Source organism: Klebsiella sp. DY2415, from assembly GCF_026314315.1.
GTDB lineage: Bacteria > Pseudomonadota > Gammaproteobacteria > Enterobacterales > Enterobacteriaceae > Klebsiella > Klebsiella ornithinolytica.
This window is the reverse complement of the sequence record NZ_CP111115.1, coordinates 4272106-4289737: the sequence shown is the minus strand read 5'-3', so window position 1 is coordinate 4289737 and position 17632 is coordinate 4272106. Positions and strand designations below refer to the sequence as shown.

General features: G+C 56.5%; 15 protein-coding genes and 1 other annotated feature. Of the genes, 11 read left to right on the top strand and 4 right to left on the bottom strand.

Going from position 1 to position 17632, the window contains the following annotated elements; all coding sequences use genetic code 11:
- Positions 1 to 17 precede the first annotated feature (17 nt).
- Complete coding sequence (gene acrA, locus OQV00_RS20415) at positions 18 to 1211, bottom strand: multidrug efflux RND transporter periplasmic adaptor subunit AcrA (RefSeq protein WP_004858789.1); 1194 nt, start codon at positions 1209 to 1211, stop codon at positions 18 to 20.
- 142 nt (positions 1212 to 1353) lie between these two features.
- Between acrA and acrR the strand changes: the two genes are divergently transcribed.
- Positions 1354 to 2004: a multidrug efflux transporter transcriptional repressor AcrR gene (acrR, locus tag OQV00_RS20410; RefSeq protein ID WP_004858790.1), complete on the top strand. Its 651-nt coding sequence runs from the start codon at positions 1354 to 1356 to the stop codon at positions 2002 to 2004.
- A 132-nt stretch (positions 2005 to 2136) separates the two neighbouring features.
- On the top strand, positions 2137 to 5484 hold the full coding sequence (mscK, locus tag OQV00_RS20405) for a mechanosensitive channel MscK (protein WP_004858793.1): 3348 nt from the start codon (positions 2137 to 2139) through the stop codon (positions 5482 to 5484).
- Positions 5485 to 5534: 50 nt separating this feature from the next.
- On the opposite strand, the gene rsmS is transcribed toward mscK, so the two are convergent.
- Together rsmS and priC are read right to left on the bottom strand one after the other, a co-directional pair.
- Complete coding sequence (gene rsmS / locus OQV00_RS20400) at positions 5535 to 5711, bottom strand: pleiotropic regulatory protein RsmS (RefSeq protein ID WP_004858795.1); 177 nt, start codon at positions 5709 to 5711, stop codon at positions 5535 to 5537.
- Between the two features lie 14 nt (positions 5712 to 5725).
- Entirely contained in the window at positions 5726 to 6253 is a 528-nt protein-coding gene (priC, locus tag OQV00_RS20395; RefSeq protein WP_004858796.1) for a primosomal replication protein N'', read from the bottom strand.
- A gap of 69 nt (positions 6254 to 6322) precedes the next feature.
- On the opposite strand from priC, the gene OQV00_RS20390 reads away from it, so the two are divergent.
- The 9 genes from OQV00_RS20390 (at position 6323) to OQV00_RS20350 (ending at position 15697) form a co-directional block, all read left to right on the top strand.
- Complete coding sequence (locus OQV00_RS20390; RefSeq protein WP_004858799.1) at positions 6323 to 6700, top strand: DUF454 family protein; 378 nt, start codon at positions 6323 to 6325, stop codon at positions 6698 to 6700.
- A gap of 150 nt (positions 6701 to 6850) precedes the next feature.
- Positions 6851 to 7402, top strand: coding sequence for an adenine phosphoribosyltransferase (gene apt / locus OQV00_RS20385; RefSeq protein WP_266279341.1), 552 nt, complete (start codon positions 6851 to 6853; stop codon positions 7400 to 7402).
- 92 nt (positions 7403 to 7494) lie between these two features.
- Positions 7495 to 9405: a DNA polymerase III subunit gamma/tau gene (gene dnaX / locus OQV00_RS20380; RefSeq protein WP_044346343.1), complete on the top strand. Its 1911-nt coding sequence runs from the start codon at positions 7495 to 7497 to the stop codon at positions 9403 to 9405.
- Positions 8735 to 8799, top strand: a sequence feature (DnaX frameshifting element). It overlaps the preceding gene by 65 nt.
- A 57-nt stretch (positions 9406 to 9462) precedes the next feature.
- Positions 9463 to 9795, top strand: coding sequence for a YbaB/EbfC family nucleoid-associated protein (locus OQV00_RS20375; RefSeq protein WP_004858807.1), 333 nt, complete (start codon positions 9463 to 9465; stop codon positions 9793 to 9795).
- The gene (gene recR / locus OQV00_RS20370; RefSeq protein WP_004858810.1) at positions 9795 to 10400 is read left to right on the top strand and encodes a recombination mediator RecR; all 606 of its coding nucleotides are present in this window, start codon (positions 9795 to 9797) and stop codon (positions 10398 to 10400) included. Before OQV00_RS20375 ends, recR begins: the two co-directional genes overlap by 1 nt.
- A gap of 111 nt (positions 10401 to 10511) precedes the next feature.
- Positions 10512 to 12386, top strand: coding sequence for a molecular chaperone HtpG (gene htpG, locus OQV00_RS20365; protein ID WP_004858812.1), 1875 nt, complete (start codon positions 10512 to 10514; stop codon positions 12384 to 12386).
- Between the two features lie 208 nt (positions 12387 to 12594).
- Positions 12595 to 13239, top strand: a complete 645-nt coding sequence (gene adk / locus OQV00_RS20360) for an adenylate kinase (protein ID WP_004858815.1) — start codon at positions 12595 to 12597, stop codon at positions 13237 to 13239.
- Positions 13240 to 13366: 127 nt separating this feature from the next.
- Positions 13367 to 14329 carry a ferrochelatase gene (hemH, locus tag OQV00_RS20355; RefSeq protein WP_015585010.1) on the top strand — a complete coding sequence of 321 codons (963 nt, stop codon included), beginning with the start codon at positions 13367 to 13369 and terminating at the stop codon, positions 14327 to 14329.
- Positions 14330 to 14392: 63 nt separating this feature from the next.
- Positions 14393 to 15697 carry an inosine/guanosine kinase gene (locus OQV00_RS20350; protein WP_097357517.1) on the top strand — a complete coding sequence of 435 codons (1305 nt, stop codon included), beginning with the start codon at positions 14393 to 14395 and terminating at the stop codon, positions 15695 to 15697.
- Positions 15698 to 15792: 95 nt separating this feature from the next.
- Here the strand turns inward: OQV00_RS20350 and ybaL are convergent, their stop codons facing one another.
- Positions 15793 to 17469: a YbaL family putative K(+) efflux transporter gene (ybaL, locus tag OQV00_RS20345; RefSeq protein WP_004858820.1), complete on the bottom strand. Its 1677-nt coding sequence runs from the start codon at positions 17467 to 17469 to the stop codon at positions 15793 to 15795.
- Positions 17470 to 17632: the final 163 nt, after the last annotated feature.

The following is a 17632-nucleotide window of genomic DNA, read 5'->3' as shown; positions in this document are numbered from 1 at the left end:
AACGGCTCCTGTTTAAGTTAAGACTTGGTTTGTTCTGACTGAGCGTTGCTGGCAACTTGCTGTTGATCGTCAGAGGCTACTTCCTGCGCTTTAACCTGCACGCCTGGTTTGACTTTTTGCAGTCCGGTAACAATCACGCGATCGCCGGATTTCACTCCGCTGGTGACCAGCCATTTATCGCCAATCGCCTGCGTTGCAGTAACCTGACGAACTTCGACCTTATCACCTTCGCCGACAACCATAACGCTGGCATCACCACGCGGCGTGCGGGTTACGCCCTGCTGTGGAACCAGCAGTGCATCCGGGTTGGTCCCTTCCTGCAGACGAGCGCGGACGAACATCCCTGGTAACAGGGTGTGATCCGGGTTCGGGAAGATAGCGCGTAAAGTGATAGAACCGGTGGTCTGATCAACGGTGACATCAGAAAACTCCAGCGTACCGCCCTGCGGATACTTCAGCCCGTCGTTGGTAACCAGTTCGACTTTGGCTTTGCCGTTTTCTTGTTTCAGCGTTCCGTTTGCCAGCTCTTGTTTCAGACGCAGGAAATCGTTGCTCGACTGGGTCACATCAACATAGATAGGGTCCAGCTGCTGAACGGTGGCCAGCGCAGTAGCCTGACCATTCTGCACCAGTGCGCCTTCGGTCACGGCGGATTTACCAATTCGTCCGCTGATAGGCGAAGTCACTTTGGTATAAGCCAGGTTAATACGCGCCGTTTCCACAGCGGCTTTCGCGGCTACAACGGCGGCGTTGCTCTGCTGAGCGTCGGCGACGGCAGTATCATAATCCTGTTGACTGATGTATTTGGTGCCGAGCAGTTTCTGATAACGTTTAACCGTCAGCTGCGCGATATTGGCCGCGGCCTGTGCTTTGGCTAAATCGCCTTTTGCGCTTTCGTAGCTGGCCTGGTAAGTTGCCGGATCGATCTGATAAAGGGACACGCCAGCCTGGATGTCACTACCTTCCGTAAAGTTACGTTTCAGAATAATGCCACTTACCTGAGGACGGACTTCTGCAATACGGTAGGCGCTGGTGCGGCCCGGTAGCTCGGTGGTGATTTGCAGAGGTGCGGATTTGAGCGTCACAATACCGACTTCCGGCATATGCTGGGCTCCTTGCTGAGCCGGTTTGTCGTCACATCCTGTTAGCGCTAAGCTGCCTGAGAGCATCAGAACGACCGCCAGAGGCGTTAACCCTCTGTTTTTGTTCATATGTAAACCTCGAGTGTCCAATTTCAAATTGTTCAGTGGCTCAAACGACCACAAACCCACTACTGTGTTTCTATTATGGTCATGCTATGGTACATACATTCATAAATGTATGTAAACGTAACCTCTGTAAACTCATCGACCTATGGCACGAAAAACCAAACAACAGGCACTTGAAACCCGGCAACACATTCTGGATGTTGCTCTGCGTTTGTTTTCGCAGCAAGGCGTATCATCTACCTCGTTGGCAGCAATTGCAAAAGCTGCCGGGGTAACGAGGGGGGCTATCTACTGGCATTTCAAGAATAAATCAGATTTATTTAATGAAATATGGGTGTTGTCGGACGCAAGTATTAGCGATCTTGAAGTTGAGTATCGGGCAAAATTCCCCAACGATCCACTGTCAGTTGTCAGGGGGATCTTAGTCCATGTTCTTGAAGCCACCGTGACAGAAGAGCGGCGGCGGCTGATGATGGAAATTATCTTCCATAAATGTGAGTTTGTCGGTGAGATGGCGGTGGTGCAGAAAGCCCAGCGCAGCTTATGTCTTGAGAGCTATGAACGTATCGAACACACGCTAAAAGAGTGCATTGCGGCCAACATGCTGCCGGCCAATTTGTTAACCCGCCGGGCGGCGGTTTTAATGCGCAGCTACCTCTCCGGGCTGATGGAAAACTGGCTCTTTGCACCGGACTCCTTCGATCTTGAAAAAGAAGCGCGCGACTATGTTGCCATTCTTCTTGAAATGTATCAGTTTTGCCCTACGCTCCGGGCTCCCTCGGAAGCTAAGAATTAACGTACTGGCAAAATAAAAAAGGTGAGTATTTGCTGATGGTCGCGGCTATTCGTGCGATTGCAGAAGTGCTATTCTGCGGGCTGCGACGACCCCCGGTATTCTCCGGCTATTGCAACCACTCATGTTAACACTATGCTGCATACTATCCGTTGGCGAAATGCCACTTCCGCTTTTGTAATTGTACTGTTGTTATTTGTCGGCTGTCTTAGCATTAATCAGGCTCTGGCTGCCGATGTCCCTGACCGATCTGATATTCAGAATCAACTCAATACGCTAAATAAGCAAAAGGAACTGACGCCACAGGATAAGCTGGTTCAGCAAGACCTGGTGCAGACCCTGGAAGCACTCGATAAAATCGAGCGGATTAAGTCGGAAACGACTCAGCTGCGGCAACAGGTTGAGCAGGCGCCAGCGAAGATGCGTCAGGCGGTCGATAGCCTCAACGCCTTAAGCGAGGTGCCTGATGATGAGGCGACGCGGAAAACGCTCAGCACGCTCTCTTTGCGGCAGCTGGAATCTCGTCTCTCCCAGACGCTGGACGATCTGCAAACCGCGCAAAACGATCTGGCGACCTACAACAGTCAGCTGGTCTCCCTGCAAACCCAGCCGGAACGCGTGCAAAATGCGATGTACGCGGCTTCCCAGCAGCTACAGCAGATACGCAACCGTCTGAACGGCACCACCACCACGGGCGACGAAGCCCTGCGCCCGAGCCAGCAGGGATTGCTGCTGGCGCAGCAGGCGCTGCTTAACGCGCAAATTGAGCAGCAGCGTAAGAGCCTCGAAGGTAACACCGTGTTGCAGGATACGCTGCAAAAGCAACGTGATTACGTCAGCGCCAACAGTAATCGTCTCGAACATCAGCTGCAGCTGCTGCAGGAAGCGGTTAACAGCAAACGCCTGACGCTAACGGAAAAAACCGCTCAGGAAGCGGTCACGCCGGATGAGACGGCGCGTATCCAGTCCAACCCGCTGGTCAAACAAGAGCTGGATATTAACCATCAGCTGAGTCAGAAGCTCATCGCGGCGACTGAGAACGGCAACCAGCTGGTGCAGCGCAACATTAAAGTGAAAAACTGGCTCGATCGGGCGCTGCAATCTGAACGTGATATCAAAGAGCAGATTTCAGTCCTCAAAGGGAGCCTGTTACTGTCGCGCATCCTTTACCAGCAGCAGCAGACGCTCCCGTCGGCGGACGAGCTGGAAGATATGACCAACCGTATTGCCGATCTGCGTCTTGAACAGTTTGAGGTCAACCAGCAGCGTGATGCGCTGTTCCAGAGCGATGCGTTCGTCGCCAAACTGGAAGAAGGGCACAGCAATGAAGTGACCCCTGACGTACATAATGCTCTGCTGGACGTCGTGGATATGCGCCGCGAACTGCTCGATCAGTTTAACAAGCAGCTCGGCAATCAGCTGATGATGGCCATTAACCTGCAGATCAACCAGCAGCAGTTAATGAGCGTCTCAAGCAATCTGAAAGCCATCCTGACCCAGCAGATTTTCTGGGTGAATAGCAACAAACCGATGGACTGGGACTGGATTAAATCCTTCCCGGAAGCGTTGAAAGGGCAGTTTAAGGCGATGAAAATCACCGTAAACTGGGAGAAAGCGTGGCCGGCGGTGTTTGTTGCCTTCCTTGCCGGTCTGCCGCTGCTGCTGATTGCTGGCCTGATCCGCTGGCGCCTGCAGTGGTTGCGTAATTACCAGGCCCGGCTGGCCTCGCAGGTCGGTCAGCTGCGTAACGACACGCAGCTCCATACGCCCAAAGCGATTCTGATCGACCTGATCCGCGCACTGCCTGTCGTGCTGCTGATACTGGCGGTAGGTTTGATTCTGCTGACGATGCAGCTGAACATCAGCGAACTGCTGTGGGCATACAGTAAAAAACTGGCGCTGTTCTGGCTGGTGTTTGGCCTGTGCTGGAAGGTGCTGGAAAAAGACGGCGTGGCGGTAAGCCACTTTAATATGCCACCGCAGCTGACCAGCCACTGGCGTCGGCAAATTGTGCGCGTCAGTCTTGCGCTGCTGCCGCTGAATTTCTGGTCGGTGGTCTCTGAACTGTCGCCGCTGAATTTGATGGATGATGTGCTGGGGCAGTTCGTTATCTTCCTCAATCTGCTGCTGATCGCGGTACTGGTGTGGCCGATGTGTCGCGAGAGCTGGCGTGATAAAGAGTCGCACAGCCTGCGTCTTCTTACCGTCACCGTGCTCTCGATTGTGCCTGTCGCGCTGATGGTGCTGACGGCTACCGGCTACTTCTATACCACCCTGCGTCTGGCCGGCCGCTGGATTGAAACCGTCTACCTGGTGATGCTGTGGAATCTGCTGTACCAGACCGTTTTGCGCGGCCTGAGCGTTGCCGCACGGCGTATCGCCTGGCGGCGTGCGCTGGCCCGTCGCCAGCATATGGTCAAAGAGGGGGCTGAAGGGGCTGAACCGCAGGAAGAGCCGACCATCGCCCTGGAGCAGGTCAACCAACAAACGCTGCGCATTACCATGCTGGTGATGGTCGCCTTGTTTGGCGTTGTGTTCTGGGCGATTTGGTCCGATCTCATCACCGTCTTCGCCTATCTCGACAGTATCACCTTGTGGCACTACAACGGCACCGAAGCTGGAGCCAGCGTAGTAAGAAGCGTGACGATGGGAAGCCTGCTGTTTGCGATTGTCGCCTCCATGGTCGCCTGGGCGTTGATCCGCAACCTACCGGGGCTGCTGGAAGTGCTGATCCTCTCTCGGCTCAACATGCGCCAGGGGACGTCCTACGCCATTACCTCGATCCTCAACTACGCGATTATCGCGATTGGTGCGATGACGGTATTTGGCGCGCTGGGCGTCTCGTGGGACAAGCTGCAGTGGCTGGCGGCCGCATTGTCGGTGGGTCTGGGCTTTGGCCTGCAGGAGATTTTCGGGAACTTCGTTTCCGGCCTGATTATCCTCTTCGAACGCCCGGTGCGCATCGGCGATACGGTGACGATCGGGACCTTCTCCGGTACCGTCAGCAAGATCCGCATTCGTGCCACCACCATTACCGACTTTGACCGTAAAGAGGTGATCATCCCGAACAAAGCGTTTGTGACCGAGCGTTTGATCAACTGGTCGCTGTCCGACACCGTGACCCGCGTGGTGATCCGCATCGGCGTGGCGTACGGTTCCGATCTGGATAAGGTCAAGGAGGTTCTGCTGCAGGCGGCACATGAGCATCCGAAAGTGATGCAGGAGCCTGCGCCGTCGGTCTTCTTCACCACCTTCGGCGCCAGCACGCTGGATCATGAGCTGCGTTTATATGTGCGCGAACTGCGCGATCGCAGCTATACCGTCGATGAACTGAACCGGGCGATCGATCGCCTGTGCCGTGAAAACGACATCAACATCGCCTTCAACCAGCTGGAAGTCCATCTGCGTAACGAAAAAGGGGATGAAGTGACGGAGCTCAAACGTGAGGTCAAAGGAGACGATCCGTCTCCGGCTATTGGATAAGACTCAGCAGGGGCGGCCAGTGCGCCGCCCCGTTTCCGACGGGCCGTCGGTTAGCGTGTATCCGCTTCATCTGACGTCTGCCCGCTGCGGTTGAGTTTGTTTTCATAGTCACGTTTAATGATCTCCAGCGCCCCGAGGACGGTTTGCGCTGACACCTGGTTCTCTTCCAGCAGCATAATCAAATCAACGGCCAGTTTGACCTCATCCGGGGCGTTTTCCAGCGACATAGTGACTCCTTCAGTTAGCGCGTTAAGCGTGCCAGCACGCCCTCTATTTTTTCCAGCGCATCGCGACAGCGTGCTAAACGTCCGGCGCAGGCCTCGACCTCTTTCGCCAGCCGCTGCTGTTCCTCAAGCGTCGTCGCCAGCGCCAGCTGGCGCTGGCGATCGTTTCGCATCGCCAGCAGTCGTCGTTCGTACTCCTGATGCTGAAGTCGCCGCCGCTGCCAGCGGTTTATTGCGGGGGAGGCGCTGTCCCAACTACGCAGCGACCAGGTCGCCGCCTCCCGGCTGAGGGCGGCGATTTGCGCGACCAGCCGCTCCGCCAGCCAGGCGACCTGCGGAAGCTGCTGCTGTTCAACGGCCTGCCGCAGTTCAGTAAAGTGCTGCTGCGCCTCCTCGAGACAGTCCTGCATCAGGGTGCTACGAGTACGGAACAGCTGGCGATCGAAGCGGGCGCTGAGCGTGGCATGATGCGCCAGCGGCGCAACCTGCGCGGCCAGCTGGGCCAACTGATTTTCCAGCGTTTGTAAAAGCCGCGTTGTTTTCAAATAACTCCTCCCTGGTCTGATAGGCAACTGTGCTACAGTAGCCATATCTGCTTGATAACGATTCGCATTATGCCACGTATCATTTTAATCATCATAGGCTGGCTGGCGGTAGCGCTGGGGACGCTGGGCGTCTTTTTGCCTTTATTGCCGACCACCCCGTTTATTCTGTTGGCGGCCTGGTGTTTTGCCCGTTCTTCACCGCGTTTTCACCACTGGCTGCTGTATCGTTCCTGGTTCGGCGGCTATCTTCGTCACTGGCAGCAATATCGTGCGATGCCGCCCGGCGCCAAGCCGCGGGCGATTGTGATGATTCTGCTGACCTTCGCCGTGTCGCTGTGGCTGGTTAAGCTTACGTGGGTTCGCATCATGCTGCTGGTGATTCTGGCCTGTCTGTTGATATTTATGTGGCGTATTCCGGTTGTTGACGCGACGCAACAAAAGCACTGATGCGCCATAATGAGTGTTGCAATTGTCGCTTACAGACAGTAAATTCGAGCGTTTTCGAGCGCGGGTACGCCTGGTCAAAGGTTAATCAAATGTTTCTTTGACCCGTTTGGCCTGCCCGTGAGTAACACCGTTTTTATCAGGCATAAACTTATGACCCCAACTGCACAGCAGCTTGAATATCTAAAGAACAGCATCCAAAGCATTCAGGACTATCCGAAACCGGGTATTCTTTTCCGCGATGTCACCAGCATGCTCGAAGACCCGAAAGCCTATGCGTTGAGCATTGAGCTGCTGACCGAGCGTTATAAAAACGCCGGCATCACTAAAGTGGTGGGCACCGAGGCGCGTGGTTTTCTGTTTGGCGCACCGGTTGCGCTGGCGCTGGGCGTGGGTTTTGTGCCGGTACGTAAACCGCGCAAGCTCCCGCGTGAAACCATTGCCGAGAGCTACGAGCTGGAATACGGTACCGATCAGCTGGAAATTCATGTCGATGCGATCAAAGAAGGCGATAAAGTTCTCGTCGTTGACGATCTGCTGGCGACCGGCGGCACCATCGATGCAACCGTGAAGCTGATTCGCCGTCTGGGCGGCGAAGTGCACGATGCCGCCTTTGTGATCAATCTGTTTGATCTGGGCGGCGAGCAGCGTCTGGAAAAACTGGGAATCAACTGCTTTAGCCTGGTCCCTTTCCCGGGTCACTAAGCAAATCCCTCCACATAGCCTCGCTGATTGAGCGGGGCTGTGATAGCATGACCCCCTCGTGATTTCACCTTCCAGCGTTTCAGAGCCAGCCCATGAGTTATCAGGTCTTAGCCCGTAAATGGCGCCCACAAACCTTTGCTGACGTCGTCGGCCAGGAACATGTGCTGACCGCACTGGCGAACGGCTTATCGTTAGGGCGCATTCATCACGCTTATCTCTTTTCCGGCACCCGCGGCGTGGGGAAAACCTCCATCGCACGTTTGCTCGCAAAAGGGTTGAACTGTGAAACCGGTATTACCGCCACGCCGTGCGGCGTGTGTGATAACTGCCGCGAAATAGAGCAGGGGCGCTTTGTCGATCTGATTGAGATTGATGCCGCTTCCCGTACCAAAGTCGAAGACACCCGCGACCTGCTGGACAACGTCCAGTACGCGCCGGCCCGTGGCCGCTTTAAGGTCTATCTGATCGATGAAGTCCACATGCTGTCACGCCATAGCTTCAACGCGTTGTTAAAAACGCTGGAGGAGCCGCCTGCGCACGTCAAATTCCTGCTGGCGACCACCGATCCGCAGAAGCTGCCGGTGACGATCCTGTCGCGCTGTCTGCAGTTCCATCTCAAGGCGCTGGATGTCGAACAGATCCGCCATCAGCTTGAGCATATTCTCGGCGAAGAGCAGATTACCTTTGAATCCCGCGCGCTGCAGCTGCTGTCGCGCGCGGCGGACGGCAGTCTGCGCGATGCCTTAAGCCTGACCGATCAGGCGATTGCCAGCGGCGATGGTCGTTTGACGGCGGAGTCGGTCAGTACCATGCTCGGCACGCTCGACGACGATCAGGCGCTGTCATTGATTGAGGCGCTGGTGGCAGCCGATGGCGAACGCGTCATGGCGGGCGTTAACGAAGCGGCCTCCCGCGGCGTTGAGTGGGAAGCGCTGCTGGTTGAAATGCAGAGTCTGCTGCACCGGATTGCGATGGTCCAGCTCTCTCCTTCGGCGCTGGGCGCCGATATGGCCGCGGTAGAGCTGCGTATGCGTGAACTTGCGCGCACCGTGCCGCCCACCGATATACAATTGTACTATCAGACGCTCCTGATTGGCCGCAAAGAGTTGCCGTATGCGCCGGATCGGCGCATGGGTGTGGAAATGACGCTGCTGCGTGCGCTGGCATTCCATCCGCAAGCGCCGCTGCCGGAACCGGAGGTGAAGCCGCAACCGGCAACGCTGGCCGCGCCTGTACAGGCGGCGCCGGTATCCGCTTCGCCGGTGCCGCCGCCGCAGAATCTGCCGCAAACCACCAGTCAGGTACTGGCGGCACGCAGCCAGCTGCAGCGTAGCCAGGGAGCACCCACCCCAAAAAAGAGTGAACCGGCAGCCGCATCCCGCGCGCGGCCGGTGAATAACGCTGCGCTGGAGCGACTGAGTTCAATAACCGAGCGCGTGCAGGCTCGCCCGGCCGTCGCTGCGGTGCAGGAAAAGGTTCCGGCCAAAAAAGAAGCCTATCGCTGGAAAGCGACGACGATGGTCGAAACGGTGAAAGAAGAGGTCGCGACGCCGAAGGCGCTGAAGAAAGCGCTGGAGCATGAAAAAACGCCGGAGCTGGCGGCAAAACTGGCGCTGGAAGCGGTCGAACGCGACGGCTGGGCGGCAGAGGTTAATCAGCTGGCGGTGCCGAAGCTGGTAGAGCAGGTGGCGCTGAATGCGTGGAAAGAGCAGGACGGTAACCGTATCTGTCTGCATCTGCGCCCGAGCCAGCGGCATCTTAATTCCGCCGGCGCGCAGCAAAAGTTGGCCGAAGCGCTCGGCGTGTTGTACGGTTCACCGGTTGAATTGACCATCGTGGAAGACGATAATCCTGCGATGCGCACGCCGCTGGAGTGGCGGCAGGCAATTTATGAAGAGAAGCTCGCGCAAGCGCGCGAAGCGATTATTGCGGATAACAACATTCAGACGCTGCGCCGGTTCTTCGATGCGGATCTGGATGAAGAGAGTATTCGCCCCATTTGATTGCAAGTTTGACTTGCGGTCAGCATCCTTAACGATGACTTACTGAGAGAGAAGCCTATGTTTGGTGGAAAAGGCGGCCTGGGTAACCTGATGAAGCAGGCCCAGCAGATGCAAGACAAAATGCAGAAAATGCAGGAAGAGATCGCGCAGCTGGAAGTGACCGGCGAATCTGGCGCAGGTCTGGTTAAAGTGACCATCAACGGTGCGCATAACTGCCGTCGCGTGGAGATTGATCCGAGCCTTCTGGAAGACGACAAAGATATGCTGGAAGATCTCGTCGCTGCGGCGTTCAACGATGCGGCGCGCCGTATTGAAGAGACCCAGAAAGAGAAGATGGCTTCCGTCTCTTCCGGCATGCAGCTGCCGCCTGGCTTTAAGATGCCGTTCTGATGCAAACCAGCCCGCTGTTAACTCAGCTTATGGAAGCATTGCGCTGTCTGCCGGGCGTTGGCCCGAAGTCAGCGCAGCGCATGGCGTTTACGCTACTTCAGCGCGATCGTAGCGGCGGGATGCGTCTGGCGCAGTCATTGACGCGCGCGATGTCGGAAATCGGCCACTGCGCCGATTGCCGCACCTTCACCGAGCAGGAGGTGTGCAATATTTGCAGCAATCCGCGCCGTCGTGAAAATGGTCAGATTTGCGTGGTGGAAAGCCCCGCGGACATCTACGCCATTGAGCAAACCGGGCAGTTTTCCGGGCGCTACTTTGTCCTGATGGGCCACCTGTCGCCGCTTGATGGCATCGGGCCGGATGATATCGGGCTCGATCGTCTGGAGCAGCGTCTGCGCGACGAATCAATGCAGGAAGTGATCCTCGCCACCAACCCGACGGTGGAAGGCGAGGCGACCGCCAACTACATTGCCGAACTCTGCGCGCAGTATGGCGTAGAAGCCAGCCGTATCGCCCACGGCGTACCGGTAGGCGGCGAGCTGGAGATGGTTGACGGCACCACGCTGTCGCACTCCCTTGCCGGCCGGCACAAGATTCGTTTTTAATCAAACGGAGGCGCTTTTTGGCGCCTCCGCTTGAAAATTTCCCCTCCAGTCCCCATCTCCCCTTCAACGGTTTTTTTACCATTAACAATGGCATTGTTGAGGTTGATTTAGATGAAAGGACAAGAAACTCGTGGTTTTCAGTCAGAGGTTAAACAGCTTCTGCACCTGATGATCCATTCTCTTTATTCCAATAAAGAAATTTTCCTGCGTGAACTGATTTCCAACGCCTCCGATGCGGCCGACAAGCTGCGTTTCCGCGCGCTGTCCCAGCCGGACCTGTATGAAGGCGACGGCGAGCTGCGCGTGCGCGTCTCTTTTGACAAAGACAACCGCACGCTGACCATCGCCGATAATGGTATCGGGATGAACCGTGAGGAAGCGATCGACCATCTCGGAACGATTGCCAAATCCGGGACAAAATCTTTCCTCGAATCAATGGGTTCCGATCAGGCAAAAGACAGCCAGCTGATTGGTCAGTTTGGTGTCGGCTTCTACTCAGCGTTTATCGTGGCCGATAAAGTCACCGTGCGTACCCGCGCGGCGGGCGATAGCGCGGAAAACGGCGTGTTCTGGGAATCTGCCGGCGAAGGCGACTACACCATTGCCGATATCACCAAAGCCGATCGCGGTACTGAAATTACCCTGCACCTGCGCGAAGGTGAAGATGACTTCCTCAACGACTGGCGCGTGCGTTCGATTATCAGCAAATATTCCGATCATATCGCGCTGCCGGTAGAGATTGAAAAGCGCGAAGAGGTTGACGGTGAAACGGTGATCTCCTGGGAGAAAATCAACAAGGCCCAGGCGCTGTGGACCCGTAATAAGTCGGAAATCAAAGACGACGAATATAACGAATTCTATAAACACATTGCCCACGACTACAGCGACCCGCTGACCTGGAGCCACAACCGCGTGGAAGGCAAGCAGGAGTACACCAGCCTGCTGTATATCCCGTCGCAGGCGCCGTGGGATATGTGGAACCGCGATCACAAGCATGGCCTGAAGCTGTACGTGCAGCGCGTGTTTATCATGGATGACGCCGAGCAGTTCATGCCGAACTATCTGCGCTTTGTCCGCGGCCTCGTCGACTCTAACGATCTGCCGCTGAACGTGTCGCGTGAAATTCTGCAGGACAGCAGCGTTACCCGCAACCTGCGCACCGCGCTGAGCAAACGCGCGCTGCAGATGCTGGAAAAACTGGCCAAAGACGATGCGGAAAAATATCAGACCTTCTGGCAGCAGTTTGGCCTGGTGCTGAAAGAAGGCCCGGCGGAGGACAGCGCGAATCAGCAGACGATTGCTAAGCTGCTGCGTTTCGCCTCTACCCATACCGATTCCGCCGCGCAGACCGTGTCGCTGGAAGAGTATGTCTCTCGTATGAAAGAAGGGCAGGAGAAGATCTACTACATCACTGCGGACAGCTATGCCGCGGCGAAGAGCAGTCCGCACCTCGAGCTGCTGCGTAAGAAAGGTATCGAAGTTCTGCTGCTCTCTGACCGCATCGACGAGTGGATGATGAGCTACCTGACCGAGTTCGACGGCAAGGCGTTCCAGTCGGTCGCGAAAGCCGACGAATCGCTGGATAAGCTGGCGGATGAAGTCGACGAAAGCACCAAAGAGGCCGAAAAGGCGCTGGAACCGTTCGTTGAGCGCGTGAAAACGCTGCTGGGCGAGCGGGTGAAGGAGGTTCGACTGACGCACCGCCTGACCGATACGCCGGCTATCGTCACCACCGACGCGGACGAAATGAGCACCCAGATGGCGAAACTGTTTGCCGCTGCGGGCCAGTCTGCACCGGAAGTGAAGTACATTTTCGAACTCAACCCGGCTCACCCGCTGGTGAAACGCACGGCGGACACGCAGGATGAGGCCCGGTTTAGCGAATGGGTCGAGCTGCTGCTCGATCAGGCCCTGCTGGCTGAACGCGGTACCCTGGAAGATCCTAACCAGTTTATTCGCCGCATGAACCAGCTGCTGGCTTCCTGATCGCTTCGCTGTTGGTCCACCCCGGCCTGCGCACCTTACGCGCGGGCCGGGGTGGACGCCCCTCTGATGGCGTAAAATCCGCCTTTCAAGCAAAATAAACCTTCCATTAACCGTTTCAGCCGCTCCGCCTTCCTTGAGCCATCTGCGTTCTGGTGGTATGGTTTAGCGTTTTTGAAAAATTGAATCGACTTTTGAGGGGATTTTCGTAATGCGTATTATTCTGCTTGGCGCTCCGGGCGCGGGTAAAGGAACTCAGGCTCAGTTCATCATGGAGAAATACGGAATTCCGCAAATCTCTACCGGTGACATGCTGCGCGCTGCGGTGAAATCTGGCTCCGAGCTGGGCAAACAGGCAAAAGACATTATGGATGCCGGCAAGCTGGTGACCGACGAACTGGTGATTGCGCTGGTTAAAGAGCGTATCACCCAGGAAGATTGCCGTAACGGTTTCCTGCTCGACGGCTTCCCGCGCACCATTCCGCAGGCTGACGCCATGAAAGAAGCGGGCATCGCCGTTGATTACGTTCTGGAATTTGATGTACCGGACGAACTGATCGTTGACCGTATCATTGGTCGTCGCGTACACGCCGCTTCCGGTCGCGTGTACCACATCAAATTCAACCCGCCGAAGGTTGAAGGCAAAGATGACGTGACCGGCGAAGAGCTGACCACCCGTAAAGATGACCAGGAAGAGACCGTACGTAAGCGTCTGGTGGAATACCATCAGATGACGGCGCCGCTGATCGGTTACTATCAGAAAGAAGCTGAAGCGGGCAACACCCGCTACGCGAAGGTTGACGGTACGAAAGCCGTTTCCGACGTCCGCGCTGAACTGGAAAAAATCCTCGGTTAATCCCGTTGGTTCTCATCCTGCCGCGGCGGGATGAGAACATCTCTCATTCTACCTTTTTCTCTGATTGGTTCCGTTTAGCGCCATTTCAGCTACAATTGGCTGCGATTCAAATGGTTAAGAGGCGGTAATGCATCAGACGAAAACAGGTATCTTGTTAGCCAACTTAGGCACTCCCGATGCGCCCACGCCCGATGCGGTGAAGCGCTATCTGCGACAATTTCTCAGCGACAAGCGGGTGGTTGATACGCCCCGTCTGCTGTGGTGGCCGCTTCTGCGCGGCGTGATACTGCCCCTGCGCGCGCCGCGGGTCGCGAAACTTTATCAGTCCGTGTGGATGGAGGAAGGCTCGCCGCTGATGGTTTACAGCCGTCGACAGCAGCAGGCTCTGGCCGCGCGTCTCCCCGATACCCCGGTTGCCTTAGGCATGAGCTACGGCTCACCTGCGCTGGAAAGCGCGGTGGATGAACTGCTGGCTCAGGATGTTGACCATATCGTGGTGTTGCCGCTGTATCCGCAATACTCCTGTTCCACCGTGGCGGCAGTATGGGATGAGCTGGCGCGAATCCTGGCTAAAAAACGGGCCATCCCCGGGATCTCTTTTATTCGTGATTATGCCGATGATGCCAGCTATATCGATGCGCTGGCCGCCAGCGTTCGCGCATCGTTTGCCGTGCACGGCGAACCGGATGTGCTGCTGCTTTCTTATCACGGCATACCGCAACGCTTTGCCCACGAAGGCGATGATTACCCGCAGCGCTGCCGCGATACCACCCGCGAACTGGTCTCTGCGCTGGGACTTTCGCCGGATCGCGCCATGATGACCTTCCAGTCGCGCTTTGGCCGCGAGCCGTGGCTGACGCCTTACACCGACGAAACATTGAAAATGTTGGGCGAGAAGGGGGTGAAGCATATTCAGGTCATCTGCCCGGGCTTTGCGGCAGATTGTCTGGAAACGCTGGAGGAGATTGCGGTGCAGAACCGGGAAGTCTTCCTCGAAGCCGGCGGGCAGAAATATGAATATATCCCGGCGCTTAATGCGGACAGGGCGCATATCGAAATGATGGTGAACCTGACGGCGCCGTATCGCTAATCGCGTGTGGCAGGGGGAATATGCTATTATTCCCCGCTTGTTCACTGCCATTAAATCGCCACTATGAAATTTCCCGGTAAACGCAAATCCAAACACTACTTTCCCGTTAATGCCCGCGATCCGCTGCTGCAGCAAACGCAGCCGGAAAATGAAGCCAACGTCGCGTGGGTGGTCGGTATCGATCAGACGCTGGTTGATATCGAAGCCAAAGTAGATGAGGCGTTTATCGTGCGCTACGGCCTCAGCGCCGGCCATTCGCTGGTCATCGAAGATGATGTCGCCGAAACGCTCTACCAGGAGCTGGTACGGAATCATTTAATTACCCACCAGTTTGCCGGCGGAACGATCGGCAATACCATGCACAATTATTCGGTGCTGGCAGATGACCGCTCGGTATTGCTGGGGGTCATGTGCAGCAATATCGAAATCGGCGGCTACGCCTATCGCTATCTGTGCAACACCTCCAGCCGGACTGACCTGAACTATCTGCAAGGAGTGGACGGAGCCATCGGTCGCTGCTTTACCCTGATTAGCGACGCGGGCGAACGAACCTTTGCCATCAGTCCGGGCCACATGAATAAGCTGCGTCCGGAAAGCATTCCGGAAGAGGTGATTGCCGGCGCCTCTGCGCTAGTGCTGACCTCGTATCTGGTGCGCTGCAAACCCGGCGAGCCGATGCCGGATGCGACGATGAAAGCCATCGAGTATGCCAAAAAGCATGATGTGCCGGTGGTGCTGACGCTGGGAACGAAGTATGTCATTGCCGATAACCCGGAATGGTGGCAGCAGTTCCTCAAGGAGAACGTCTCTATTCTGGCGATGAATGAAGAAGAAGCCGAAGCGCTGACCGGGCTATCCGATCCGCTGCTGGCTTCGGATAAGGCGCTGGAGTGGGTGGACCTGGTACTGTGTACCGCCGGACCTGCGGGGCTGTATATGGCCAGCTTTACGGAAGACGAAGCCAAACGTAAAACTCAGCATCCGCTGCTGCCGGGGGCGATTGCCGAATTCAACCAGTATGAGTTTAGCCGCGCAATGCGTCATCAGGATTGCGTGAACCCCTTACGGATTTACTCGCATATTGCGCCGTACATGGGTGGGCCTGAGAAAATCATGAATACCAACGGTGCCGGTGACGGGGCGCTGGCGGCGCTGCTGCATGATATCACCGCCAATAACTACCACCGCAGTAACGTTCCGAACTCCAGCAAACACAAGTGCAAGTGGCTGACCTACTCGTCACTGGCGCAGGTGTGCAAATATGCCAACCGCGTCAGCTATCAGGTATTGAACCAGCACTCCCCGCGTTTAACCCGCGGCCTGCCGGAGCGAGAAGATAGTCTGGAAGAGGCATACTGGGAGCGTTAAGCCCGTTTCTCCTCTTGCGCTGCGGGGGGAGAACGCAACAGTAGCAAAGGCTGGCTGAGCGCCTCTCGCTGTCCGGGAGGCGCCATGGTAGGGGATTATCCGGTAACGACTTCACCCGCCGGCGGCGTCTCCAGCAGGAGCAACATAGCGCGTGCGATTTCTCGCTCGCCCATCACCACCTGATTCGCGCCGCGTTCGGTAATGTAATCCACTTCATCGTCATAATGCGCCCGGGCGATAATCTCGATATTCGGGCATTTCTCGCGGGCGGCAGCGACGATTTCCCCAGCCTCATAGCCGTTAGGAATGGTCAGCAGCAGCCAGCGGGCGCAGTCCAGATGCGCCAGATTCATGATCTCTTCATTCGCCGCATTGCCCAGCACCGCGCGAATACCGCGCGCGCGCAGCTCATCGACGCGGGTACGCGACGTCTCAATAACCACCAGCGGAATACCCTGGGCCATCAGCTTTTCGCCCAGCAGGCTGCCGACGCGGCCAAAGCCCACCAGCAGCGCGTGGTTGCAAATATCGACCGGAATCTGCTTCTCTTCTTCGAGCACTTCTTCGAAGGTCTGTTCATCCAGCGTTTCGGTTTTATCGAGGTATTTTTCCAGCACTGCGAAGAGCACCGGGTTAAGCATGATAGAGATAATCGCCCCGGCCAGTACCAGATTTTGTCCTGCCTGCGGCAGCAGATTCAGCGCCATGCCAAGCCCGGCAAGAATAAAGGCGAACTCACCGATTTGCGCGAGGCTGGCGGCGATGGTCAGCGCGGTGCGCGGCGAGTGGCCGAACATCCGCACGAGGAAAAAGGCGACCACCGACTTGCCGAAGATAATGATCGCCAGCGTAGCCAGCACCGCCAGCGGTTGCTCCAGCAGGATCATCGGATCAAACAGCATTCCCACGGAGACAAAGAACAGCACCGCGAACGCATCGCGCAGCGGCAGCGTGTCGTGCGCGGCGCGGTGGCTGAGTTCGGATTCATTCAGTACCATTCCGGCGAAAAATGCGCCAAGCGCAAAGGAGACGTCGAACAGCTCAACCGCACCGAAGGCGATCCCGAGAGCGAGGGCCAGAACCGACAGGGTAAACAGTTCGCGGGAGCCGGTTGCGGCGCTGCGGGACATAATCCACGGTACCAGACGACGACCCACCAGCATCATAATGGCGATAAAGGCGATCACTTTGCCGATGGTGATCCCCATATCGACGGCCAGCGACGCCAGGCCAACATCGCCTTTCTCCGCCATACCGGCGACGGCCGGCAGCAGAACCAGCGTCAGAACCATCACTAAATCTTCGACGATGAGCCAGCCGATGGCAATCTGCCCTCGCTGGCTATCAATAAGCTGCCGTTCCTCCAACGCGCGCAGCAGCACCACGGTACTGGCGGTAGAGAGACACAGGCCAAATACGATGCCGGTCATCAGCGACCAGCCCAACACGGCAGAAAGCGCCATACCCAGCAGCGTTGCCACGGCTATCTGGGCAATCGCGCCGGGAATGGCGATCGACTTTACCGCCATCAAATCCTTTAAGGAGAAGTGCAGCCCGACGCCAAACATCAGCAATATGACGCCCAGCTCAGCCAGCTCCGGCGCCAGTTTGGTATCGGCAACGAAGCCAGGGGTAAAGGGGCCGGATAACACGCCTGCTAATAGATAGCCCACCAGTGGCGAAATGCGCAGCTTATTGGCAATCATGCCGAAGATAAAAGCGAGTACGAGCCCACCGACAATGGTGGTGATAAGCGGTGTTGCGTGGTGCATTCCGTCTCCTTGTATGTGGTGAGCCAATCCATTTTCAGTATTAAACACGCCATCCTTCAGGCTGCTTCTGCGTTAGCTTCGCGCATTCACCGAATCATCCCTGCTCCAGGCAGTCACTCGCGCTACTTTGCGGCAACCCGGAGGAGGCTGTGTCTAAACCTAA